This window comes from Bacillus sp. SH5-2 (assembly GCF_008368905.1).
Taxonomy (GTDB): Bacteria; Bacillota; Bacilli; order Bacillales; family Bacillaceae_G; genus Bacillus_A; species Bacillus_A luti.
This window is the reverse complement of sequence record NZ_QOSD01000022.1, coordinates 20,738-46,116: the sequence shown is the minus strand read 5'-3', so window position 1 is coordinate 46,116 and position 25,379 is coordinate 20,738. Positions and strand designations below refer to the sequence as shown.

22 protein-coding genes are annotated in these 25,379 nt (G+C 37.7%); 6 read left to right on the top strand and 16 right to left on the bottom strand.

The window, feature by feature from the left end; genetic code table 11:
* Window positions 1–66 precede the first annotated feature (66 nt).
* The 3 genes from DN410_RS19765 to DN410_RS19755 are packed head-to-tail and all read left to right on the top strand — an operon-like array spanning window position 67 to window position 4,765.
* The gene (locus DN410_RS19765) at window positions 67–2,022 is read left to right on the top strand and encodes an ABC transporter permease (protein WP_149177732.1); all 1,956 of its coding nucleotides are present in this window, start codon (window positions 67–69) and stop codon (window positions 2,020–2,022) included.
* Between the two features lie 20 nt (window positions 2,023–2,042).
* Window positions 2,043–2,795 carry an ABC transporter ATP-binding protein gene (locus tag DN410_RS19760; protein WP_000393250.1) on the top strand — a complete coding sequence of 251 codons (753 nt, stop codon included), beginning with the start codon at window positions 2,043–2,045 and terminating at the stop codon, window positions 2,793–2,795.
* Window positions 2,792–4,765 (top strand): FtsX-like permease family protein, encoded by a 1,974-nt coding sequence (locus DN410_RS19755; protein WP_149177731.1) that lies wholly within the window; start codon window positions 2,792–2,794, stop codon window positions 4,763–4,765. Before DN410_RS19760 ends, DN410_RS19755 begins: the two co-directional genes overlap by 4 nt.
* A gap of 50 nt (window positions 4,766–4,815) precedes the next feature.
* Here the strand turns inward: DN410_RS19755 and DN410_RS19750 are convergent, their stop codons facing one another.
* Complete coding sequence (locus DN410_RS19750) at window positions 4,816–5,007, bottom strand: YjcZ family sporulation protein (RefSeq protein ID WP_088232886.1); 192 nt, start codon at window positions 5,005–5,007, stop codon at window positions 4,816–4,818.
* Window positions 5,008–5,284: 277 nt separating this feature from the next.
* Here DN410_RS19750 and DN410_RS19745 point away from each other — a divergent pair, with 277 nt between their 5' ends.
* Entirely contained in the window at window positions 5,285–5,875 is a 591-nt protein-coding gene (locus DN410_RS19745) for a TetR/AcrR family transcriptional regulator (RefSeq protein WP_149177730.1), read from the top strand.
* Window positions 5,876–5,926: 51 nt separating this feature from the next.
* Window positions 5,927–6,598 carry a YqeB family protein gene (locus DN410_RS19740; protein WP_149177729.1) on the top strand — a complete coding sequence of 224 codons (672 nt, stop codon included), beginning with the start codon at window positions 5,927–5,929 and terminating at the stop codon, window positions 6,596–6,598.
* A 174-nt stretch (window positions 6,599–6,772) separates the two neighbouring features.
* Here DN410_RS19740 and gntP read toward each other — a convergent pair whose 3' ends face one another.
* Genes gntP through DN410_RS19710 form a run of 6 tightly spaced genes read right to left on the bottom strand, consistent with a single transcriptional unit; the run spans window position 6,773 to window position 12,819 of the window.
* Entirely contained in the window at window positions 6,773–8,098 is a 1,326-nt protein-coding gene (gene gntP / locus DN410_RS19735) for a gluconate permease GntP (RefSeq protein WP_149177728.1), read from the bottom strand.
* Window positions 8,099–8,146: 48 nt separating this feature from the next.
* Complete coding sequence (locus tag DN410_RS19730; RefSeq protein ID WP_149177727.1) at window positions 8,147–8,872, bottom strand: GntR family transcriptional regulator; 726 nt, start codon at window positions 8,870–8,872, stop codon at window positions 8,147–8,149.
* Window positions 8,872–9,888 carry a sugar kinase gene (locus DN410_RS19725; RefSeq protein ID WP_149177726.1) on the bottom strand — a complete coding sequence of 339 codons (1,017 nt, stop codon included), beginning with the start codon at window positions 9,886–9,888 and terminating at the stop codon, window positions 8,872–8,874. Before DN410_RS19725 ends, DN410_RS19730 begins: the two co-directional genes overlap by 1 nt.
* Window positions 9,881–10,636, bottom strand: coding sequence for a 2-dehydro-3-deoxy-phosphogluconate aldolase (dagF, locus tag DN410_RS19720; protein ID WP_149177725.1), 756 nt, complete (start codon window positions 10,634–10,636; stop codon window positions 9,881–9,883). Before dagF ends, DN410_RS19725 begins: the two co-directional genes overlap by 8 nt.
* A 1-nt stretch (window position 10,637) precedes the next feature.
* Window positions 10,638–11,741 carry a DgaE family pyridoxal phosphate-dependent ammonia lyase gene (locus DN410_RS19715; RefSeq protein ID WP_149177724.1) on the bottom strand — a complete coding sequence of 368 codons (1,104 nt, stop codon included), beginning with the start codon at window positions 11,739–11,741 and terminating at the stop codon, window positions 10,638–10,640.
* Window positions 11,719–12,819: an amidohydrolase/deacetylase family metallohydrolase gene (locus DN410_RS19710; RefSeq protein WP_149177723.1), complete on the bottom strand. Its 1,101-nt coding sequence runs from the start codon at window positions 12,817–12,819 to the stop codon at window positions 11,719–11,721. Before DN410_RS19710 ends, DN410_RS19715 begins: the two co-directional genes overlap by 23 nt.
* A 213-nt stretch (window positions 12,820–13,032) precedes the next feature.
* Here DN410_RS19710 and DN410_RS19705 point away from each other — a divergent pair, with 213 nt between their 5' ends.
* Window positions 13,033–14,247 (top strand): translocation protein TolB, encoded by a 1,215-nt coding sequence (locus DN410_RS19705; protein ID WP_149177722.1) that lies wholly within the window; start codon window positions 13,033–13,035, stop codon window positions 14,245–14,247.
* A 135-nt stretch (window positions 14,248–14,382) separates the two neighbouring features.
* On the opposite strand, the gene DN410_RS19700 is transcribed toward DN410_RS19705, so the two are convergent.
* The 9 genes from DN410_RS19700 to DN410_RS19660 form a co-directional block, all read right to left on the bottom strand.
* Window positions 14,383–15,243, bottom strand: a complete 861-nt coding sequence (locus tag DN410_RS19700) for a M15 family metallopeptidase (RefSeq protein WP_149177721.1) — start codon at window positions 15,241–15,243, stop codon at window positions 14,383–14,385.
* Window positions 15,244–15,325: 82 nt separating this feature from the next.
* On the bottom strand, window positions 15,326–16,432 hold the full coding sequence (locus DN410_RS19695; RefSeq protein WP_149177720.1) for a HAMP domain-containing sensor histidine kinase: 1,107 nt from the start codon (window positions 16,430–16,432) through the stop codon (window positions 15,326–15,328).
* Window positions 16,425–17,123: a response regulator transcription factor gene (locus DN410_RS19690; RefSeq protein ID WP_149177719.1), complete on the bottom strand. Its 699-nt coding sequence runs from the start codon at window positions 17,121–17,123 to the stop codon at window positions 16,425–16,427. The genes DN410_RS19695 and DN410_RS19690 overlap by 8 nt, the downstream gene beginning before the upstream one ends.
* A gap of 234 nt (window positions 17,124–17,357) precedes the next feature.
* A complete protein-coding gene (menC, locus tag DN410_RS19685) occupies window positions 17,358–18,464 on the bottom strand; it encodes an o-succinylbenzoate synthase (RefSeq protein ID WP_149177718.1) in 1,107 nt (368 codons plus the stop codon).
* Entirely contained in the window at window positions 18,465–19,910 is a 1,446-nt protein-coding gene (locus DN410_RS19680) for an o-succinylbenzoate--CoA ligase (RefSeq protein WP_149177717.1), read from the bottom strand. It abuts the gene before it with no gap.
* Window positions 19,911–20,355: 445 nt separating this feature from the next.
* Window positions 20,356–21,174, bottom strand: a complete 819-nt coding sequence (menB, locus tag DN410_RS19675) for a 1,4-dihydroxy-2-naphthoyl-CoA synthase (protein ID WP_000963881.1) — start codon at window positions 21,172–21,174, stop codon at window positions 20,356–20,358.
* Window positions 21,175–21,243: 69 nt separating this feature from the next.
* Window positions 21,244–22,056, bottom strand: a complete 813-nt coding sequence (gene menH, locus DN410_RS19670; protein WP_149177716.1) for a 2-succinyl-6-hydroxy-2,4-cyclohexadiene-1-carboxylate synthase — start codon at window positions 22,054–22,056, stop codon at window positions 21,244–21,246.
* Window positions 22,053–23,807 carry a 2-succinyl-5-enolpyruvyl-6-hydroxy-3-cyclohexene-1-carboxylic-acid synthase gene (gene menD, locus DN410_RS19665; RefSeq protein ID WP_149177715.1) on the bottom strand — a complete coding sequence of 585 codons (1,755 nt, stop codon included), beginning with the start codon at window positions 23,805–23,807 and terminating at the stop codon, window positions 22,053–22,055. Before menD ends, menH begins: the two co-directional genes overlap by 4 nt.
* The gene (locus DN410_RS19660; protein WP_149177714.1) at window positions 23,804–25,198 is read right to left on the bottom strand and encodes an isochorismate synthase; all 1,395 of its coding nucleotides are present in this window, start codon (window positions 25,196–25,198) and stop codon (window positions 23,804–23,806) included. The genes menD and DN410_RS19660 overlap by 4 nt, the downstream gene beginning before the upstream one ends.
* Between the last annotated feature and the right edge of the window lie 181 nt (window positions 25,199–25,379).

The window sequence follows — 25,379 nt, the reverse complement described above, 5'->3', positions numbered from 1 at the left end:
GTTATTATAGGAAAAGGGTATCTCTTATATCCTTTTTCTCTTCACTCTACTAGGAGGTCTAGGTGAATGACATTTTGGCAGTTTGCATTTAAAAACGTCACAAGGAACGCCAGAGCTTATTTCGCCTATTTTGTAAGCAGTGCGTTCTCCATCGCAATTTTTTTCTCATTTGCAGTTTATTTATTTCATCCGAAATTGCATATGACAGGCGTAAATGCTGCTCTGAACATATTAATGACAATTTCAGAAGTTGTCATTGTATTCTTTTCGTTTTTCTTTTTACTATATTCGATCGGTACTTTCTTAAAAGTACGAAAAAGGCAATTTGGGATTTTAACAGTACTTGGCATATCTCAAAAGCAATTAAAAAGACTCGTATTTCTAGAAAACATGCTAATTGGTGTCCTATCTATATTTTTCGGCATTCAATTAGGGCTTGTCTTTTCACAGTTCTTTTTATTAGTTACCGCCAAAATTACACATGTACCTGGTCTATATTTATATTGGCCTACAGGCGCTATCACTTTAACAACAGTAGTCTTTCTCGGTCTCTTTATCTTTGTATCGTCTTTCACACCGATGCTCATCCGTACGAGAAAAGCTGTACGACTTTTAAAAGAAGGAAAACAGCAAAAAGAAAGAAAAGCATCCGTGCTCATCTCTCTTTTTGGTGCGACATGCTTAATAACTGGATATGTATTAGCAGCCAATCCACTGTATTTTATTTCGCTAGGTGACATCATTGGGCTTTTATATGCAGTCTCTAGTATATTTGTCATTCCATCGCTTATTTCAGCCGGAACATATTTTTTCTTTTCACAGATTAGCTTCTTGCTCATTCGTATATTAAAAACGCGCAGAAAGTTTTATATGAAACGAATTAATATGCTTTGGATTTCTGATTTAGCAGCACGTATTCGGACAAACATTAACATGCTCTTTATTGTAGCGATGCTATCGACTCTCGCTTTTACTATGATTACATTCTTGTACGGTTTTGGGAAATTTACAAAGTTTGATGCAGTAAGGGAAAATCCTTTTCCTTTTACATATTTATCACATACTGAAAACACGTTAGCGGATGAACATTTAAATTGGTTAAAGCAAAAATTCGATGAAGAGCAATTTACTTATAAACAATTTAAAACGGATATATATGAAGTATCTTCAGCGGAAGAATCACCGCAGTTCTATTACGCAATTAAACAAAGCGACTATAATATACTTGCTAAAGCATTAAACTGGGAAAACCTCCACTTGAAGAATAATGAATCTTATGTCCTTATTAAAGATTTAGATAATCAAGTTTTTGAAACCCTTCATGATCAAAAAACGAGAAATACTCTTACGCTGAACCAGAACTCTTTACAATTACACATAAAAGAATATAAAAGTTATAACCCATTCCCAAATGGCTTAATCTCACAATTACTCGTATTATCTGATGAAAATGTAGAGGCATTATCAACCGTCTCAAAACAGATGAGTGTATATAGCTTTAAAGTTAACGACTGGGAAAAAGCTAATAACATCGGTTCGGCATTTATAACAAAAATTGATACTGATAATAGCTCAATTCAAGCAGAGCACCCACCTTTCCATGCGAGTGAAGCGAGTGATTCTCTTTACACAACAAAACAAAATGTCGCTTCATTCTTCTTAATTGGTACTTTCTTAGGTGTTATTTTCTTTATCGGTGCTGGTAGTGTTCTTTACTTCCGAATGTATACAGATTTAACAAATGAGCAAGAAAAGTATGTAACGATTACAAAAATCGGTTTAACAGAAGCTGAAATGAAACGATCTGCTACAATTCAACTTGCCATTTTATTCTTTGTTCCATACATTATGGCATCGATCCATACGATGTTTGCAACAAAGATGCTACAAGAAGTTTTACATCTCTCGTTCTTCGCTGAGATTACAGTCGTACTGATGATTTTTGGAACAGTTGAAATTTTATTTTTCCTTTTAATTCGTTCCTTCTATATGCAAAAATTATCACAACATATTAAGTTTTAACGGATAGAAAGGTGATTACTATGGAAGAAGTTTTACACATAAAAAACGTCTCAAAAGTGTATGAAGGAAAGGTCCCTCATACCGCTTTAAAAAATATAAATTTACATGTAGATAAAGGTGAATTTGTCGCTATAATGGGACCATCTGGTAGCGGTAAATCTACGTTTTTAAACGTTATTTCTACAATTGATTCTCCTACTTCTGGTGATGTCGTGATTAACGGAAAAAAACCGCACACATTTCGTAGAGAGAAGTTAGCTATTTTCCGCCGACAAGAGTTAGGGTTTGTTTTCCAAAACTTTAACCTACTAGATACACTAACAATCGGCGAAAATATCGTACTACCTTTAACATTAGATAATGTTCCATTAAAAGAAATGGATGAAAAGCTTGATAACATTTCAAAAAAGCTTGGAATTGATCATATTTTAGACAAACGTATTTTTGAAGTTTCTGGAGGACAAGCACAGCGTACTGCAGTAGCGCGTGCCGTTATTCATCACCCTTCTTTGTTACTCGCTGATGAACCGACAGGAAACTTGGACTCAAAAGCAGCTATCGATGTAATGGAGTTATTTACGAAGTTAAACAAAGAAGAAGATGCAACGATTTTAATGGTTACGCACGATCCGTTTGCAGCAAGTTATTGTAACCGCGTCATTTTCATTAAAGATGGCGAACTTTACAATGAGCTACACCGCGGATTATACCGTGAGAAATTTTATCAAGAAATATTGGATGTTCTAGCATTACTAGGAGGAAGACGTGGATGACATTTTGGCAATTTGCATTTAAAAATGTCTCACGTAATTCGAAATCATATTTCGCCTACTTTGTAAGTAGTGCGTTTTCTATCATGGTTTTCTTTTCATTTACGGTATACGCGTATCATCCGCGATTACAAATTATGAATAAATTACAGGAACAAGATCCGCTCATGAACTTAGCCGGCATGGCACAGTTTGTTATCGTTTTGTTCTCGTTCTTCTTTCTCTTATATTCTATTGGGACATTTTTAAATGTACGAAAACAACAATTTGGCGTTTTAACTGTTCTCGGTATATCTCAAAAACAATTAAAACGTCTTGTGTTTACTGAAAATATGATCATTGGAATACTCGCTATCTTTGCAGGTATTCAAGGCGGTCTTGTGTTTTCTAACTTTTTCTTACTCGTTACTTCTAAATTAACAAGTGCAAAAGGCCTCTATTTATATTGGCCAACAGAAGCAATTATCGTTACAACCGTAACTTTTATTATTTTATTTTTCATCGTTTCTACGTTTACACCGATGTTCATTCGCACCCGTAAAACAACACAGCTCATTAAGGGGACCAAAAAAGGAGACGTAGAAAAAAAACCATCGATACTCATTTCGATATTTGCTTTAATTTGCTTAGCATTATGTTATTATATCGCTGGTTATCCGCAAGGCTACGTAACAGAAAAAAATGCACAAAATGGATCTGTATTCTTTATCATGTTATCTATTTTGCCACTCGTAGTAGTCGGAACATATTTATTCTTTTCACAAACATTTCTTCTCTTTATCTTCATTTTAAAAAGACGAAGAAAGTTTTATATGAAGCAAATAAATATGTTATGGATTTCAGATTTAACTAGCCGTACTCGTAGTAATATTAATGTGCTCTTTATCGTTTCTATGTTATCAGCACTTGCATTCACAATTATCATTGGGTTATTTGCATCTAATAACAATACAAAAGCAGCGATAGTAGAACGATACCCTTTCCCCTTCACATACATATCCGAAGGAGAAAGTGCACTGGAGCAAAAGCACATTGCTACAATTGAAACGGAGCTTACAAATGCTAATTTTCAATACAATAAATACAAATCTACAGTATTAAAAGATACAGCTTTAAAGGAAGACGTTGCTCTTATGAAAATGAGTGACTATAACGCACTCGCTAAACAATTAAAGAGGCCGAAAATAACTCTTGATTCTACACAAGTTTATATTATTTCTCGTTACTCGCCAGAACTTTTAAATCTTGTATCAAATCCATTTGCTAAACAAAATACGATTATACTTGGCTCTAATAAAAAGGAATTTCATATTAAAGGTTTTATTAATAAAGGAATAGAACCATCCTTTGCATTGCCTCATCTCATTGTTATGGAAGATAATGCAATTGAAAATATGGTTCCTCATATTGAAACAATCACGGTTTATAATTATTTTGTAGAGAACTGGGAAAACACGATTATTCCGACGAAAAATATGTCGCGTACCATTAGTGATGATGCGCACAATTTTCAAGAAAAACATAAAGTAGAACCTATCGGGGTCCCTTTTTCCATTTATACAGCTGCTGATAACCTAAACTACAGTAAAGGGAATTCAATTGCCACTTTCTTTATTTGGACATTTCTCGGCTTTATTTTCTTTATCGGAGCAGCTAGTGTTTTATACTTCCGTATGTATAATGACTTAACAACTGAAAGACAAAAGTATATTACGATTACAAAGCTTGGATTAACTGAGTCAGAAATGTTTCGCTCCGCAACGATTCAATTAGGAATTTTATTTTTCGTCCCTTACATCGTTGCTGGTGTTCACACATTATTTGCTGTTAAGTTTTTACAAAGCATGTTTTCTTTCTCATTACTTAAAGAGACATTGATCGTACTCACTTTATTCGGGATTATCGAGGTTATTTTCTTCTTCTTAATCCGTTCTCTGTACATTAATAAATTATCACAGCATATCAAGATATGAATAAAATGGCCTTGTGCATATTGCACAAGGCTATTTTCAATAGTTTTTAATTAGCAGCAATATCCACCATAGCCGCCACCATAACCGCCGTAACCACCATAACCACAACCGCCGCCTCCGCCGAAGCAGCTAGCACCGATGATAATTAATAAAATAAACAATACGATTAGAAGCGCAAAACCGCCTCCGCACCCATGTCTGCGGTGACAATCATCATGTCTGTGTTCACACTTTTCGCTCATTACTCTATTCCTCCTTTAGTATCATTCATAACAAGTTCCTCTTGTTCTAAATGAGGGGATTCCATTTATAGTATGTTTTCAGGGCAAATAGGAAGCTTGGCTTACCTAAAAACGGGCTTGTTTTAGGAATTGGGCTTGATCAAAAGGCGAATTAGCCTTATCAAGATGTAAGCATAAAGCATTTGACATACTTCTAATTTCTTACTAAAATTTAATTGAACGATCAATCAGTTTTTTGATTATACATTCAAATTATAAAAATCAGGAGTTGAATAGCGTGACTGATTCTTTTATTGCAGAGGCTAGGCGTGAACAAATTATTCTTGCATGTATTGATACATTAGAAGACGTTGGATATAACAACTTAAGCTTAACGAAGGTAGCAAAAAAAGCTAAGATTAGCACTGGACTTATTTCTTATCATTTTAACGATAAGCTTTATCTTATGAATCGGACATTACAATTTTTAGTTGATAAACAACATGAATTTATTAGCAATCGAGTACTATTAGCCCAATCTGAAATAAACAAACTAGAGGCTTTTATTGAAGCACATTTGGCTTATCAAGAAACTCATTACAAAAATAATATTGCCTTAATTGAGATTGTTTTTAATGCGAGAAATGAAGAAAATATTCCTTATTACAGAATCGAAGACGAAGAAGATGACGCCCTTAGAACGATGTTATTGGATATTTTGAAGACTGGTCAACAAAATGGCACGTTTTCTAATTCTTTTCAAACTGATACATTAGCTTCGTTTATTTTAGGAGCAATTGAAGAAAGAATGCTGCAGGCGAATTCATCTATATCTATAGAAAATTACTCAGATGAGCTCATAAAAATGGTGAAGAAACTCACTGTTTAAACATGTCATGATCTTGAAAATAAAAATATATCAAGAAAGGATGAACTACACATGAAAAATACGTCTGTCATTGGATTAGGCCTTTTAGAAAAGCTACTTACGATAGTAAGCCCAATCCTTTTAGGCATCATCGGATATTTTTCACCTAAATTCATAGAAATTATAAAAGGAATTCCTCTTTTTTCTGACTCGAAAATTATAGAACTTTTAAATTCTATTAACCCTTTTTGGCTTCCAATTATCCTCATGTTAATTGGCACTATTGCAGGGATTTTATTTTCTTTAATTATTTATAGTGACGCTTTAAAGATAAAAATCAATTCAGAAAGTATTCATATGAGGAAAGATAATCAAGAAAAACAAATTACAAAGGCGAATGTAAAAGTCGTTTTTGTAGAGAATCGTCAAGTGGTGGTCATTGATCAAGAGGACCGAGAATGGCTACGTGAAACTTCTGATATTAGCCCAAATAAAATTAAAGATACTTTCTTACTACATGACTTCCCATGGGTGGAACAAGATCCTTATAAGCAAGAATATAGTCTATGGAAATTAGAAGATGAGCGACTTAGTAAAAGTGTAAATGCGATTTTATATAAAAGACGAAATGCAATTCGGGAAGGAAACTCGAAAAAAAAGAAGCATTTACGTAAAGATTTGAATGAACTAGGGGTCTTTGTCAAAGACGAAGGAGAAGATCAGTATATTCGTTCTATTAAATAATAGAACGACAGAAAGAACAAATATAAAAAGAGGTCTATCCATAAGTCAGTGAAACCGACTTATAGATAGACCTTTTCTTTTTACAAAAAATTGTTTCGTCTCGCATATTCGTACAGTTATATAAGAGACTTCAAAATCTATAAATGTGAAAATTATTCCTCACTTTTGAATCCCCTAAAGAAACATATTCAATACAAGGGCAAAACCAAATGCAATAAATGATAATAACGTCTCTAGCACCGTCCACGTTTTAAACGTTTCCTTCACTGTCAAACCTAAATACTCTTTTACAAGCCAGAACCCTGCATCATTTACGTGAGAAAACATTAATGAACCTGCTCCAGTTGCAATAACAAGTAACTCTAAATTCACACCAGACATGTGCTGAATAACCGGCGAAACAATTCCTGCCGCTGTCGTTAATGCTACAGTAGCTGATCCGGTCGCTATTCGAATTAAACCGGCTACCATGAAAGCAAGTACGATTGGTGATAACGATATATGTTCCGCCATTTGTGCAATCGCTGTTCCAACGCCGCTTTCAATTAATATTTGTTTAAATCCACCGCCTGCACCAATTATTAAAATAATGGAACCGACCGGTAATAAGCTTTCATCTGTTAATTTTTTAATCATCTTTTTATTAATACCTTGTCTCATGCCAAGTAAATAGAATGCTGCGAAACACGAAATGAGTAAAGCAATTACTGGGCTTCCTACAAAGACGAAAAATTCAGTTATCTTTTTCGGTAATGAAATATACGGTGCGACTACTGATAAAATCATCAATACCACTGGTAATAAAATAATAAAGAATGAAACTTTACGACTCGGTAAATCAGTTGAGACAGTCGTAACTCGAATAAGCTCCGGCTCATTCTCAGGTATAACTCTCTTATGTACCCACTTTGCAAATAATGGTCCTGCAATAATAGCGGTTGGTAATGCAATTATTAATGAATACAATAATACCTTCCCTAAATTCGCATTATAAATACCAATTGCAGTCATCGCACCTGGATGCGGAGGGACTAGCCCATGTACAATAGATAAACCAGCAATGACAGGTAAAGCAATTAATAATATGTTTTGCTTCGTTGTTTTTCGAATGGAAATAACAAGTGGTAATAAAATGACGATCCCCACTTCAAAAAAGACTGGAATCCCTATAACAAACCCTGCAAATAACATAGCCCACGGTAGTTTCTTCACACCGAAAAATCGAATAAAGAAATCTGCCACTTGCATGCCGGCCCCTGAGTCGGACATCATTTTCCCTAAAATTGTTCCGAGAGCTAAAATACCAACTAGATGCCCTAGTACACTACCAACACCAGTTTCATAGGCAGCCACTATTTTCGTTAAATTCAGTCCAGACATTATTGCTAAAAATAAACTAGCAACTGTTAAACTAATAAATGCATGCCATTTCCACCATGATACTCCTAAAATGACAATTGCAATTGCAAGTAACGTGACGATTAATAAGTATATATCCATCTCTCATTCCCCTTACTTTATAAAAAAAGAGGGAAAATCCCCTCTTTTTTATACGTCATAATTCACTACATAATGCTGCATTTCTGTATTGTAGTAGCCTTCGCTATATTCAATTACTTCGCCAACTTCATCGTAAGAATAGCGCATTCGTTTTAATAACGCTGTTCCCTCTTTTTCACCTAACGCTTCTGCAACGAAACTAGGTGCAAGTCCAACAGCGAATTCATCTCTGAAGTTTTCTAAATGAATGCCTCGATCCTCAACTAAATCGTAAAGCGACTGTAAATCAAAGTCCGATAAGTCTGTACTTGCCATTTTCGCTGAGAAATAGTGCGTATAATGAATATACGGCGCATCATTTAACGTATATAAACGTTCAATACGAAAACTCTCTTTCCCAAATAATCGAAACGGCACTGTTCCTTCTTCATTCTGAACGACTTCTGCCTTTAGCAATTTCTTCTGTACTTTATATCCTTCTTCCACTAACACTTCAGTAAATTTCTTACCCTTTGACAGTTTTGTCGCTGAAGTGTTACGGATGACTTTCGTTCCTTTACCGCTTTTCTTCTCCAAATACCCTTCTTGAGCAAGTTCTTTAATTGCATTACGCACTGTAATTTTGCTCACTTTGAACTCTTCTTCTAATTGCGGCTCGGAAGGAATATTCGTATGAATGGCATATATACCATGCAATATTCGATCACGAATAATATTTTTTATTTGTAAATATAATGGTCCTTTTTTCCTCGTTACGTTCACCGTTACACCCACTACCTTTCTACATCACCTACTGATGCCGTCATTGCCCGGAGTATATCTTTCTCTGATGACATTGGCGTATCACCGACGATTGTATGCGCAAGCATTCCAGCTGCTGACGCAAATGAAACAGCTTTCTCTGGTGCAAATCCTTCTATCTCGCCATGAATAATCCCGCTCGTATAAGCATCTCCAGCACCTATTCTATCATATACAGAAAACATAAGTGTTTTTGCAAAAGTGAACGCTCCATCTTTACATATAAATCCGCGAAGTGAATGTGTATTATCACTATTAATAGAGCGATGTGTACCAGCAATTGTAGCGATACTAAACATTTCAGCTACCTTTGGAATGAGATCCACCAGTTGCGCCTCTCGCTCTGTCTCTTCTGTTTTCATTCCAAGAACAAACATCGCATCTTTTTCATTCATCATAACGATATCAGCAAGAGCCAGCATTTCTTCATAATGCGGTTTCGCCTGCTCATATCCGTCTTCTCCCCAAAGAGATGGACGATAATTGCAATCAAAAACGACAGTGCCTCCGTTTTCTTTAACTGCTTTCGCTAAAGATTTCATATGATGGCGCACAGTATCATTCATCGCAAGTGTAATCCCGCAAAAATGAACGATATCAATTTCCTTTGCGATTTCTTCAAATTGATACATTTCTTCACATGCGGTATTGAAGCTACTTTCTAATCGATTCGAATATGTAACGCGGCTTGCACGTGCTCCAAATCCATTTTCTAAAAAGTACATGCCGACATATTTGCCGCCTCTTGAAACAAGCGAGGTTTGCACACCTAACTTTTGAATGTAAGATAATGCCGCATCCCCAACCGAATTTTCAGGTAAAGTTGAAATAAGAAAGCCTTCATGCCCGAGATGAGAAAGTGCTGCCGCAACATTCACACCTGTACCAGAAAATGAGTATTTTAATGTGTTAGCTTGTGATAACAATTCATATCCTGGTACTTGCAGGCGCATCATTACTTCGCCAAATGCTGCAATTTTCTTACGCATATTGATCAACTAACTTCTTCACTACTGCTAATAATTCACGAACATCTTCTGTTTTCGTATTACCAGTTTCCTTATCAATAATAGAAGAGTACACGTGCGGGATGACTTGCTCTACGTTTGCCTCTAGCGCAATACGTACAATTGTTTCGAAGTTTTCTTTATCAATTCTGCCTGTTGGCTCTAATGCAAATCCTTCTTCTGCACATGCTTTCGCAACTGCGCGATATTCTTCTTCATGAGCTAAACCTTTCATCGGGAAGTATTTCAATGAATTTCCGCCCATATCACGTACAAGTGCGATCGCTGTTTTAATTGGAACAATTGCTTTTTCTTCTCCAGCCGCACTAATTGGACCAGTAGAAATATTTACGTATCCTACTTTCCCTGTTGGTGATACTAAACTATTAATCCAGCTATCTTTTCCATCAAGATTTGCACGTGTCGCTCCAACTGAAGGGAACACTTGGTTAATATGGCTACCAGGATAATGCTTCGCAATTTCAGCTACAACTGCTGCTTGGCGATTATCTCCTGCTCCTAGTCCGATTGATACAGCGTCATCAATTTCTTTTCCGTATGCTTTCATCGCTGTAACTGCTTCTTCTACTGTTGGGTAATCTTTTGATAAAACACCGACTACTACATAACCTTCCGCTGCTTCAAAAATGTCCTTCGCATTCTCGATATTGTTCGCTAATACATTTAATGCTACGCGGCCTTTATAAAAACGTTTTTGAATGTTTGTCATTTTAGTTTCCCCCTACAATTTCTCTCATTTTTTCTTCAATCACATGTATGTCATCACCTTGAAGTGGACGTGGATCAATATCAAAGAATCCTTGTCTTACTCCGTAATCACGTGTATAAATGGCGATTTCCCCTTCGCGTAATGCAGTCACAACGTCTTTTGCTGATTTGTTTAATTCTTTCTCGTTAATATGAATACGGGCTCTAAAGATTGCTCTTCCCGCTTCATCTTGAACGATTGTTACATTTACACCGTTTAATTCTTTTAGTGGCATAAGTACTTGTAACAACTCTTTTTCTTGCTGGCTCTTATCTTCTTTTACTCCGTACTCATCAAGCGCTTGAAGTAAGCCGAAAGTTGTTTCTTTCCCAACTTTCATACTTCTTCCGATGCAATGTAATTGCACTTTCAGCCACTCAATATATTTTCGTTTCCCACCAACAATACCAGAAGTAGGTCCTTCAATTGCCTTTGAACCGCTATAAATGGCAAGATCTGAATACTTCACATATTTTTGAATATCTTCTTCAGCTGCTGCATCGACAATAAGTGGAATGTTATTTCGCTGCGCAACTTCCCATGCTTCTTCAACAGAAATCATATTTTTTTGCACGGCATGATGTGATTTTACATATAGAATCGCTGCTGTATTTTCACCAATCGCATCTTCAATATGTTCAGCTTTCCCTTCATTTGCATAACCAACTTCTACGAGTTTTCCTCCACCTAAGTAAATCATCGTTTCAACAGGAGCACCATATTGAACGTTATGACCTTTTAACATAATCACTTCATTTTTCGCGATGACCTCTTGATGAAGTCTTTCACTTTTGCGGCGATTTCCTTCTGTCACAATTGCTGCGATAGAAAGCGCAATTCCGCTCGATGCTGAATTCACAACAACCGCTGCCTCTGAATCTAGAATTCTCGCAATATGGTCTCCTGCTTTATCTACTAAATCAGCAATTTCCACATAATTTTGTCCCCCATGTTTCATTGCATCCATAACTGTATCTGTCGGAGCGGACACACCTAAAATACTCATTCTACCGCTCGCATTAATCACTCTTTTTAATCCATACTTAGCATTCAATGAATGACCCATTGATTACAACCCCTTTCGTATCAATCCTGCTTTCAGCAATGCGCTGATCCCCTTCTGAATCAATTAACGTAACCTTCTCATCTTTCACCGTAAATAAAGTTAAGTTTGCAATATCGCCTTCTTGAATACGGCCAAGCTCTGGTTTCTTAAGCCACTCTGCTGCATTTTTCGTAACTGCATCGATCACTTCTTCTAGCGAATAACCTAAGTAAAGGAATTTCGAAAGAACGTGAGCCATACTATACACTGGACCGTGTATACGGTTCTTCCGGTAAATATCTGTACTAATTGTATTAAAAGCAATATCGTGACGCTTCGCTGCTTCTGCTACTTTAAAAGAAAAACTAGCATTCCCGTGACCAACATCTAAATGTACGCCGCGATTCACTGCATCTAATAAAACTGGTAGCGGTTTGCCTTCTTCATCAAATAAGTTATTTTCTTTCCCGTTTAAATAATGTGTAATAACATCATCTTTTTCTAAAAGAGGTACAACTTCCTCAATGCGAGGAGGCGCTGAACCGATATGTACCATAATCGGTAATGATGTTTCACGGGATAAAGAGCACGCAACATGTAGCGGTTCAATTCCACTATCACAAACGACGCTTTTACTCATTCTCGCTTTCAACCCAACAATCACATCTTTATACTTTTCTACTGCTTCTATTACTTTCTCTTTATCGATCCATTCCATATTGGATAACTCATCAATTCGTTTCAAACCGATGCGAGAAATATTTAAAAAGGCAAATAAATTCGTTTTTGCCTGCTCTCTACTTTTTACTAAATCTGCAATGCGATCAGCTCCGCAGCTACCCGCATCAACAATTGTCGTTACCCCTTGCTTAACGCCAATTTCATCCACCTCATCGCCATACGGATCAAACTCTGGAAAAGCATGAACGTGCAAATCAATCCAGCCACTCGATACGTAAGTACCTGAGTAATCAAGAACCTTTCCACCCTCGCCAGCACCAGCTTTCGTCACCTGTGCGATTTTATTATTTTCAATTACAATGTCAATCTCTTCCCCGTTCACACGTTTCACATTACGTAGTACGAATCGTTCTGTCATTGTACTTCCACCCTTTTCTATAAGAAGCCATAAGAATACGCTTACATTAAAGTTTCATTTTTATTTATCTCTTTCACATATTTAGAGTAGCACAAAAAAAGGGAGAAGTAAATATAACGTTATAATGTTTAATTTTATATTACTTTCTTCTCTACTTTTAAAGTGAGAGTTTTCATTACATATTCGGACAACCTATAAGTAGGAGGGATATTCTTGAGATTTCGAATTTTATTATTTATAACCTTAGTCACTTTGTATGTACCAACAACGGTTAGCGCAGCCCCTCCATCACTCACGGCTGCATTTATCCGGGATCATCAGCTATGGATAAAGAAAGGAAATCAAGAAATACAAATCACAAAGAATCGATATGTGTATTCTCCAAAATGGTCTTATGATGGTAGGTTTATTGGTTATATTGATAGTGATGAAACGGGTAAAAAATCTAACCTATTCATCTATGATACGAAGGAGAAAATAAACTATCAGCCTTATGTAAGAGTCGTAACATCTGACTTTAAGTGGTCGCCAAACAAAAATCAATTGGCTTACACTGATCAAGGTTTATTAAACGTTACAAAAATAAAAAATGGTCGCCCGCACGGTTTTGAAAATGTATCACTTGGGGTTAGTGATTTCGAATGGTTCCCGAATGGAAAGGAATTTATCGTTTCCTCACAATCCTGCTTGCGTCCGACTGGATGGGGCGATGTTCCACTTTATAAAATTCCAGTCGATGCAAATCTTGCTAAAGATAAAATAAAGCCTTTTTATACGATTCAAACAAATGAAACTGATTTATTTGCGGTGTATACTAACTATTTCAAGTGGAGTTCTGATGGAAAGTGGATTAGTTTTTTGGCCAGTCCTACTGCCTCCTTGGCAATGGATAGTAATACATTATGTGTTATCTCCTCAAAAGGGACACACTTTCGAACGCTTGGTAACATGCTATGGTTCAAAGACTGGATGAAGTGGGCTCCATCAGCCAATCAACTGGCCTATATTTCAGGAGAAGGAAGGTTTTTTGTAGAAAATAAAAAACTCACAATTGCAGAAATGGTAACAGCAAAACAACAAAAGGAATACACACCTATAGGTTATGTAGACCTTGATTTAGAATGGCTTTCATCAAACAAAGTCGTTGTGGCTCGCGCAAAAGAAAACAAGGCATGGAAAGAAGATCCTGTTCCGACGATGTTTACAACACTTTATATGATCAATATAAAAACAGAAGAACAGCGACAAATCTCATTCCCAAAACAGAATGAACGTGATGAAGACCCTCAAGTTATTGGACCTTATCTTACTTGGCTTCGCAAGAAAACAAATGTATATAAAGGCGATGTCTGGATGAAGGATAGCTTACATAGTCAGGAGTATATATGGCTGAAAAATGTTGATGAAGCTCCGATTTTTTTACTCTGAATAAACGTCATTGAAAATGTACGAATTACAATCCTCGTCATATAAAGGTTACTTCTTCTATTATTCAGGATTGTACTTGTTCCTCTATTTTGATTCTCCCACGATAGAGCACTATTATGGGAGAATCAAGATTATCTATTCCTGAACCGTCACAACAACCCCATCCACATTGTTCCCTGAAATTTCATACTGCTTATTCACCGGAACATTCACATTCATGTTCCCGGAAACTTTATAATAAGAAACCGTATATTTCTTACCTTCCACATCGGTTGTGATTTCTTTTTTCTCTTTTAAGAATTCTAAGTATTCCTCTAATGTAATTTTCTTTTTTTGCATAATCGCACTATGAGGTAGGCCGACATAACGGATGTGCCATGGCTCATATTGGATACCTGTAATGCTACTTTTATTTTTCGGATAGCGTAATACAAATCCGTGCTTCCATACATTCTCTTCAATCCATTTTCCTTCAGGCGCTTTCTCCATTTTCTTTTGCGTCGATCCAACGTCCAGTGATAACCCTAAATTATGCTCACTGTATCCTGCTGGAAGTGCATAATCAGATCCCATTTTTTCATATAGCTGTCTTTGCTCTTGGAAATCTCGATAGCCGCTATTCATTAAGAAGTGTTGTACGCCATCTTTTCCAGCCGCATCGACAACGTTCAAAAACTTTTTTACAACATCCTTTGATAAACGAAGGTTTCTATCAAATATTACGTAACCTCTTACTAATTCACTGCTGTGATTTACATTTATAATGTCAGACCTAATGCTATCCTTTTTTAGTGGGTAATCTTTGTTAACTAATAATAGATCCCCTTTATAAATTTCTTCTTTTGTAATCTCTACCTTTTCCATATTTGCATTCTTTATTGCACTATTTTCCTCGCCGATTTTCACATCAATTTCTTTTTGAAATAACGGTGATATATATAAGCCTACACAGATTGTGCATGCGATAAAAAGAGAAATAAATACCCACTTTTTCATTTCTAGTTCCTCCTTAACGTAACTTACGTATAGAATAGAAAAAACTATTAAAATAAAAAGTGGGGTAAAGTTTAAATTTTTATTAAATTGTTAAGTTCTCGTCTTTTGGCAATCGCACTTCAAACATTGTTCTAACTACATTACTTTCAGCAGAAATCGTACCGTTATGCTGTTCAACAATATTTTTCGCAATAAATAGCCCAAGGCCTGTCCCGCCACGGTTCTCTGACCTCGATTTATCACCTGTATAAAACATATCAAAAAGATACGGTAGGTCCTCTTCTGGAATGCTATCTCCGTAATTCATAACTTGTACAACAACTTCTTCATTATCGATATACCCATTCAGATCAACAAATTGCCCATCATATCCGTAACGAACAGCATTTGTTAACAAGTTTTCAAATACTCTAGCTAACAATTTTCCATCACCGTTAATCGGTAAATGCGGATCAATATTCAATCTAGCTTCTAAATGATGTTTCTCTAATAGCGGATATAATTCCTCATCTAGCTGTATAAACAGCTCACTTATGTCAATCGGCTTTTTATCCAGCTTTAGCATGCCATAGTTCATACGTGTAATTTCAAATAGCTCATCAATTAAACTTTCCAGTCTTTGCGATTTCGTATATGCAATTGTGGAGAAATGTTTAATTTGTTCTTTTGTTAAATTTTCATCTTTAAGAATTAAATCTAAATATCCTAACACGGATGTTAATGGTGTTCTTAAATCATGAGCTAAATTCACAACGAGCTGATCTTTACTACTTTCCGCGAAGTCTCCTCGTTCCACTGCTTCCTTTAATTTTTCACTCGCGATATTAATTTCGCGGGCGATATTTCCAAACTCATCATTTGATGAAACTTGAACTTGTTTTGTAAAATCTCCGTTCGCAAGATGATGAATCCCAGTAGAAATTTCACTAAAGTATTTTAAATATGGTTTTGTCAAAAAGAAGAAAAAGATAATAGATAACGGAATAAAGAAAATTAAAAAGAAGTTAATGTCTCCAAATTCCCTTACCATTGACCTAAATTGCGCTAAAGGCTCTTCGTAGCGAACCATCGTTTTATAATACAACTGCAATCCTTTATAAATTATATAAGTTACAGTAGCTGCGAGCACCATACTTAATGCAAATAAGGCAATCATTTTAAAACGAAAGCTTTTCATCACGTTACCCATTGAAAGTATACCCTACTCCCCACACTGTTTTTATTAGCTTATCTTTTCTTTTATCTTCCCCAATCTTTTTCCGTAACGTACGAATATGTACCATAACTGTATTTCCGCCTTCATAATAATCATCTGCCCATACTTGCTGAAAAATATTTTCCACATTATACACTTTCTTCGGATGGCTCGCTAATAAATATAAAATATCAAACTCTTTCGGTGTTAACTCAATTTGCTCTCCATAGACGTTCACTGTTCTTCGCTCAGGATCAATAATAACTCCGCCTACCTCTAAAGCAGATTTATTCTCCGCTACTTTCGGCTGATTTAACGTAAGGAACCTACGCAATTGTGCATTTACACGTGCAACTAATTCAATCGGTGTAAAAGGTTTTGTCATATAATCATCTGCACCTAGCACAAGACCTGTCACCTTATCAAAATCAGACGTTTTCGCACTTAAGAAAATGATTGGCATATGGTGCTTCGCGCGAATTTGGCGCGTCACCTCATACCCATCCATTTTCGGCATCATAATATCTAAAACCACTAAGTCGATTGGCTGCGTTTCAATAATATGAATTGCCTCTTCTCCATCAGCTGCTTTCACGACGTGGTACCCTTCTTTTTCTAAATGTATCTCAATTAAATCAGCAATTTCTGCCTCATCATCCGCTATTAAAATTGAAATGCGCTTCATTTTACTCCCCCTTTATACGCTCGATTTTAAACTAGTCTATCCAATTTGTACAATACAAAAAGGCTACTCGCGGGAGTAACCTTAGTAAATGAAATTATATCGCCGATTTTTCAAATATATCGAACACAACTTGAAATATATCAACGATTTTTTTAATATATCGACGTTTCGACAAGGAATATCGACTTACCGACAATTAACGACGAAATTCGCCCACTATTTTAAAGACTCAACCTACCGCTCCAAAACAATCCGCTGCTTCGTGATTTCCGCCAATCTCCAGCGATCTACCTCATACTCAGTATCAACACTTTGCGGCACCATCACTTTCCCGCCCTCAAGCATCACTTCCGGCGAAATAATATCCCTCTCCCAATGCCTATTAGAGGCAGATATGTCGCCTGGGATTGTAAAGTTCGGCAATGAAGCAAGCGCAACATTTTGTGCTCGTGAAATCCCCATCTCTACCATACCGCCGCACCAAACAGGAATATTATGCTCCATACAATAATTATGAATTTGAATCGATTCTGTTAATCCGCCCACTCGCCCTGGTTTAATGTTAACGATGCGGCAACTACCAAGCGTAATCGCAACGCGCGCATCTTCTAAACTATGGATACTTTCGTCTAAACAAATCGGTGTTTCAATCTTCTTCTGCAGCTGTGCATGATCAAGAAAATCATAATCCGCTAAGGGCTGTTCAATCATCATCAGTTGAAATTCATCTAATCGTTTCAACTTCTCCGTATCAGCCAATGTGTAAGCTGAATTCGCATCAGCCATTAACGGGATGTGCGGGAACTCTTTACGAATCTCTTTCAATAACTCGTAGTCATGCTCTGGCTTTATTTTCACTTTAAAACGCTCGTACCCTTCTTCCGCGTACTTCTCGATTTGTTTTAACATAACCGGAATCGTATTTATTCCAATTACAACACCAACTTCAATTTCATTCTTAGTTCCACCAAGTAATGTCGCTAATGACTTCTTTTGTCGCTTTGCATATAAATCCCAAACAGCCCCTTCAATGCCCGCCTTTGCCATTCGGTTTCTTTTTATATGCTGGAACAAACTCGGTATTTCGTTCGGATGTGAAATTTCAGCTTTTAATAAATCAGGTAATAAAAAATCTTGCAGTACATGCAGCGCTGTCTTCACTGTTTCTTCCGTATACCACGGTTCAGAGAACGCAACGACTTCGCCAAAACCAATGCGCCCGTCCGTATCTTCTAATTCAATGACGATACTCTCACGCTTTTCATAAGTTCCGTAGCTTGCAGCAAACGGGATTACGAGTGGCATTTCCGTTATATGAAGTGTTGCTTTTTTGATTTCCACTTACATCTCCTCCACTAATTGTCTTAACTCTCGTCTTAACAATTTTTTCGAAGCATTTCGTGGTAATTCCTCTAAGAAACACGCTTTCTTCGGTACTTTATATTTCGCTAATTTCTCCTCGCAAAAATGAAGAATTTCTTCTTCTGTTACCGTCCCGCTTTTTACAACAAAAGCAGCGGGTACTTGTCCCCATTTATCGTCAGCCATACCGACAACACCTGCTTCCGCTACCGCTGGATGAGAAAGCAACACTTCTTCTATTTGAGCTGGATATATATTCTCTCCGCCAGAAATAATTAAATCGCTGCGGCGATCTAATACGTATAAAAATCCTTCTTCATCTAAATAACCGAGGTCACCAGTATGAAGCCATCCGTTTTGAATGGTCTCTCGCGTCGCATCTTCACGGTTAAAGTAACCGCCTGTTACGTTTGGTCCTTTTACTACGATTTCGCCTTCCGCAAACGGCGGCACTACTACACCGTCTTTTTCAATACGAAGTTGGCACTGAAATAGTGGTTTTCCAGCTGATCCTACTTTCGTTAACATGTAATCTGCTGATAACGTACAAATTTGCGATGATGTTTCTGTCATACCGTACGTTTGATACACAGGAATTCCTTTTTCCACACACGTTTCTAATAACGGTTTCGGCGCTGGTCCTCCGCCAAGTAACATGCATCGTAAAGAAGATGGATATGTTCCTTCTCCAAGTCGTTCTAATAAATCAGTTAACATTTTAGAAACAACAGAAATAATCGTTACGCCTCTCGTTTGAAGTGCTTTATGAATAAAGTCCGCATCATACTTTGGAACGAGTAAAATGCGCATGCCATACATAATATTTTTCATTAAAAGAGATAGCCCGCCAACATGGAACATCGGCATACAAGCTAACCAGCAATCATCATCACGAAGCCCTAAGTTAAGCGCAGAGCCAACCGCGCTTGCCCAGTGATTTCCGTACGTTAAAATAACGCCTTTCGGTTTTCCTGTCGTCCCTGACGTATAAATGATTGTCATCGCTTCTTCTAAAGAAAACTCTTCTTGTATAGATGCTTCCGCCTTCGGTCCATTCATCACTTCAGCGAACGAATATACAGGAACAGCCTTAGCATCAAAATCTTGATCCGTCACTAAACAAATCACTTCAGCATCATCCATTTGCCAAAGTAGCTCTTCTCTTGAAAGACGCGTATTTAAAAGTACAGCTACTGCACCTATGTAAGATAGGGCGTGAATCACTGTAATCATCTCCATACCATTTTTCATCAGAACAGCCACCTTTTGCCCCTGCCTCACTCCAACATGTGAAAGCTGTTCACAAACAGATACTACTTTTTCATGCAACTGCATAAAAGTAACTTTCTCTTCCTCTATTTCAATTGCAGTGCGATCTGGTGTTAAAAATGCACGTTGCATTAACCAATTCGGCATCGTCTCCATCACTCATTCTCCTTTCATGAAAGAAAGAGACTTGATATGACATCAAGTCTCTTAGTTGTTTTGTTTCCGGTTTGATCTTATCCAGCTGCGCCTCCTAGCCCCTTCCGTCTAAGAACCTTCCGCACAAGAAAGTAAAAAACACTTTCTGTGCGAAAGAACCTTAGCCAACGGGGCTAAACAGTCGGCTCCGCTTTTAAAACATCCAGCTACAGCAGCTAGAATGTTCGGTGGCTTCACTTCTTCCTATGAGGCAAAAAGCGCCTCTACGTCAGAAGCTCCATCCCCCTCACATTCTGAACGAGCCACTTCCGCTTTTGGTCTCATCCAGCTACAGCGGCTAGAACAGTCGGTCGTTTCACGCCTTCCTACGAGGCAAAAAGCGCCTCTACGTCAGGAGTTCCAACGCCCTCTTGTTCTAAGCGAGCCGCTTCCGCTTTTGGTTTGATCACGGGAAACGAGGGAATTGACCGAAGTCCGGACTGCGTTTTTCTTTGAACGCGTCGCGACCTTCTTTTGCTTCGTCAGTTGTGTAGTACAATAACGTAGCATCTCCAGCTAATTGTTGAATACCAGCTAGACCGTCTGTGTCTGCGTTGAATGCAGCTTTTAGGAAACGAAGTGCCATTGGGCTGTTTGCTAAAATTTCTTGTGCCCATTGTACTGTTTCTGCTTCAAGCTCTTCTAATGGTACTACTGTATTTACTAAGCCCATATCAAGCGCTTCTTGTGCGTTGTATTGACGGCATAGGTACCAAATTTCGCGAGCTTTCTTGTGACCTACCATACGAGCTAAGTAACCAGCTCCGTATCCACCATCAAAGCTTCCTACTTTAGGACCTGTTTGTCCGAATACAGCGTTGTCTGCAGCGATTGTTAAGTCACATACGATATGAAGTACGTGTCCACCACCGATTGCATAACCTGCTACCATTGCGATAACTGGTTTAGGAATTGCGCGAATTAGACGTTGTAAGTCTAATACATTTAAACGAGGGATTTGGTCGTCACCTACATATCCACCATGACCGCGAACTTTTTGGTCGCCACCTGAACAGAATGCACGTCCACCTTCACCTGTTAAAATGATAACGCCAACATTTGCATCATCACGAGCTTGTGCAAATGCATCGATTAACTCCATTACCGTTTTAGGACGGAATGCGTTATGTACTTCAGGGCGGTTAATCGAAATCTTTGCGATACCATTGTATGTTGAATAAATAATATCTTCGTAATTGCCTTCTTTTACCCATTCAATAGCCATTACAACTACCTCCTTGTATATTTCTGATCTCCTCTATAAGTGTGTCTTCCTTCTTAGATGAAAAAAGCATCACTGCATAGTTTTTAGAAATCCCTTTACTATTGTATCAAACTTTTCCGGTTGTTCCACATGAATTGCATGGCCAGCACCATCAATTTTGACAAATTTCGCGTCAGGAGCGCATTTTTCGATGTTTTTTAATATGTGAAAGAACTTTTCATCATGCTCTCCGTTCATCAAAAGAACAGGCATTTTTAAGTTTTGCAGCTCATTCCACCATGAAGGCTGAGCCCCTGTTCCCATGCCGCGCAAGCTATTTGCGAGCCCTCTTGGATTGTTAGCAAGTCGTTCTTTTCGCACTGCTTCTTGTACGTTTTGCGCTAAACTTTTTTGCGTTTTAAACAGCGGAATATTTTCCCACATCGATACAAAAATTCTGATGCCCTCTCGCTCAATTTTATTGGCAAGTTGCTCATCTTTTTCACGACGTTCTTTTCGCTCATCTTCACTTTCAAGACCAGCTGTACAATTTTCTAATAATAGAGAATGTACATACTCTGGATATAGACATGCCATCGTAATCGCCAGTCTACCGCCCATTGAATAACCGAGTATGTGCGCCTTTTCAATATGAAGGTAATCTAGCAATTCTTTCATTTGCAATGCCGCATTTCGAATATCATAATGTGCCACATCTTCAGGGCTTTCCGTTTTTCCGTGCCCAACAATGTCTACTAAAATGACTTGAAACTGCTCGCTCCAAGAAGGAACGAAGGAACGCCACGTTTCCATGCTTCCCGTAAAACCATGAAGAAGTAGAAGTGGTTCCCCGCTTCCGACTACTTCATATTCATACGTTACACCTTGCAGCGTTACGTTCATTTTGATTCACCTTGCAAAGATGTAGTAATTACGTCCATCGTTTTTGCCCATAATGTACGGTGCAATGTTAAGTTTTCATCACGGTTCGTACAAATTTCTACAACGTGTAAACCTTTTGTTGTCGTTCCCTTTTGCACTTCTTCTCGGAAGTTTTCCCAACCATTTACACGGCTAAATGAACCGCCGTACATTTTAACAACATGCTCATAATCAAGCCCAATTGGAGTTCCAAATAATGATTCGAAGTGTTCCTTTTTCTCATATTGTGGTAAGAATGAGAAAATACCTCCACCGTCATTATTTACAACGACAATCGTTATATTTAATTCATGTAATTTTGCGGCTAATAATCCGTTTAGATCGTGATAGAATGATAAATCACCGATCACTAATACGAGCGGATCGCAAATAATGCTCGCTCCTAAAGCTGTCGAGATGATTCCATCAATCCCATTTACACCACGGTTTGCCATCACTTGAATATTTTTATCCGATGTGAAAAAGAATGAATCTGTATCACGAATTGGCATACTATTACTCGCAAATAATGTTGCTCCTTCTGGTAGCACACGTACAATATCCGTAATAACTTTTCCTTCAAATGCTGTTTCATATTCTTCTACTTCAAGGAGCGTTTCCTTCGTTTTTCCGTTTATATGTTGCCACATTTGGGACCAATCATTCTTTTTCATAGCTGGCATTTTTTCTATTAGTGCCTTGCAAAATGCAATATTACTTGCTTGTACAACTTCTGTTGCAACTAGGGCTGGATCTCTCCATTGTCCGGATTCATCAACAACGATATGAACGGCCTTCGTTTGTTTTTTGATGAACTGCGTTAATGCTTTGGAAACAGGCATTCCTCCAAAACGAATAATCACGTCTGGCTTCCAAGTTTCTTTTAACAATTCATTTCGTAAAAATGTATCGTAACAGTCGATTACCATCGTTTTATCGTGATGTCCACTACGGATGTTAGAAAGTGGATCCGCTAATATTGGATATCCCGTTTTCTCAGCTAGTTCTGCTGCCAATGCTGCGATTTCTGAATGACTATCGTCTCCACAAATAATAAGCCCCTTTTCCATATGTGAAAGGCGCCCTACAAGAGAATCTACATATTCACTCGGCATCGTCACGTTCCCTTGCTGAACTACTCCTGGATATTCCCCGCGTCCTTTATCCCATAAACTTTCTAATGAAAAATCCGGGATAAGCGGTTCACGAACTGGAAAATTAAGATGAACAGGTCCTTGCGGCGCTAAACAAGCATTTGCTATCGCTCGCTGCGTCGTCATCCGGGCGTAATGATACATCGCTTCACTCGTTTCTGGAAGTGCCATCTCTGTAAATTGCTTCACAAAAGTGCCGTATAAATTGAATTGATTCATCGCTTGTGGTGCACCCACATCTCTTAATTCATGTGGTCTATCCGCTGTTAAGATGACAAGCGGCACTCGTGAATGAAAAGCTTCACATACAGCAGGATAATAGTTCGCTGCTGCTGTTCCTGACGTACATAATAATGCTACTGGACGCTTCTTCGCCTTTGCGATACCAAGCGCAAAAAATCCTGCAGATCTTTCGTCTACATGTAAATATGTGTTCATTCCTTCGTGTTGTTCCATTAGTAAAGCAATCGGCGTTGACCGTGAGCCTGGACTAATGACAACATCACATACATCTAGACGCGTCAGTTCATCCACGAACGCGCCTAAATAATATGATAATGCTTCTATATGATTGTTCATTTCATTAATTCCTCCAAAGCACCAAGCATCGGTCTAAACTTCAAACTTGTTTCTTCATATTCAAGTTGCGGTACTGAATCGATTACAATCCCGCAACCGGCAAATAAGGATGCCTTCTCGCCATTTAATAAGCCGCAGCGAAGCGCAACCGCAAATTCACCATTTCCTTCATCATCTATCCAGCCAATTGGTGCACCGTACAATCCTCTGTCTAACAATTCCACATCACGAATCAGTTTCATCGCTTCCAAACGAGGTGTCCCGCCAAGAGCTGGTGTTGGATGTAGTTCTTCTACCATTGTTAAAAGACTCGCATCGCCTTTTGCCTCTACAGGCGTATATAAATGAATTAAGTTTTTCGTTGTTAATAAGCCCGGCCTTTCCGGAATATTAACGAATTCACAGTGCTCGTTTAATACCGACCTGATCATATTCACAACATAACCGTGTTCAGCTAAATTCTTTTCATCATGAAGAAGCGTATTACCATTTTGTTCACTTTCTTCTATAGAATGCCCATGACCAATTGAACCAGCAAGACACATCGATGTAAATTTCTCATCTTCTTTGCGAATCAATCGTTCTGGCGTCGCTCCTAAGAAACATGCTCCTTTATAATCAAAAGAAAATACGTAACAATCCGGTTGCCCAATGCGAAGTGCTTCTAAAACAAGCGCAGAATCAATATGATGATTCATCTCTACTTTTAGCTCCCTCGCTAATACAACCTTCTGCACGTTCCCCTGCTTCATCTCATCTTGCACTTTCTCGATGGCCTTCATCCAGCCTTTCGGATCCACTTCTACTTTAGAAGTAACTGTTAATTTCGATCCTTCTAGCGCACATGTACTCTCCCTCAAAATTTTCTCTTCTAAAGAAACAATTTCGTTATAAAGAGTTTCTGCACAATCTGTTGCTGAAACGAATGTATTCATTGTTAACCATGCTTTTTCATTTTTTACAGTTAATAAAAATGCTGGTAGTGAAAATGTCGTATCATCAAATTCTTTCCATAAGTCCGTTTTCTCTTTTTCTTGGTCAAATGAAAATCCGCCAAATAAAAGTGGACCTGTTCCAAACTCGTATCTTTCTCTTTGTATAAATGCTTTCTCTTTTACTTTATCCCACTCGTCACGAGCCGTTTGAAAGCGTTTGTGAGAAGAAGTTGCTATAGTGAAAACAGAGCCAATTCCAGCAAATATTACATGCTGAGCTGGATCTGCAAAATAACATCTATTTTCGAATGAAGTCCTTTCTCCTGCTGCATAAAACAGAAGTGGATCCACCCAGTCTATTTGTTTTACAAAACTAACTAATGTTTTTTTATTAGTTGCACGCTTAATGGCTGCATTCAAAACTTCTTGCAAGCCTTTTTGTTTCGTTTGAATCACAATTGTCTCCCCCCTATGGGCGAAAAATAGTCATAATTACGCTTGATTTTAAGATACACCTCAAACGAAAGGCCTGTCAACGTTTAGCATTTCTGAGAAATTCACCTTTTCTTCCTAGAAAATAAAAGTTGACACTAAATGATGCTTTTTCTACACTTAATTGTGTACAATATGTGACCTA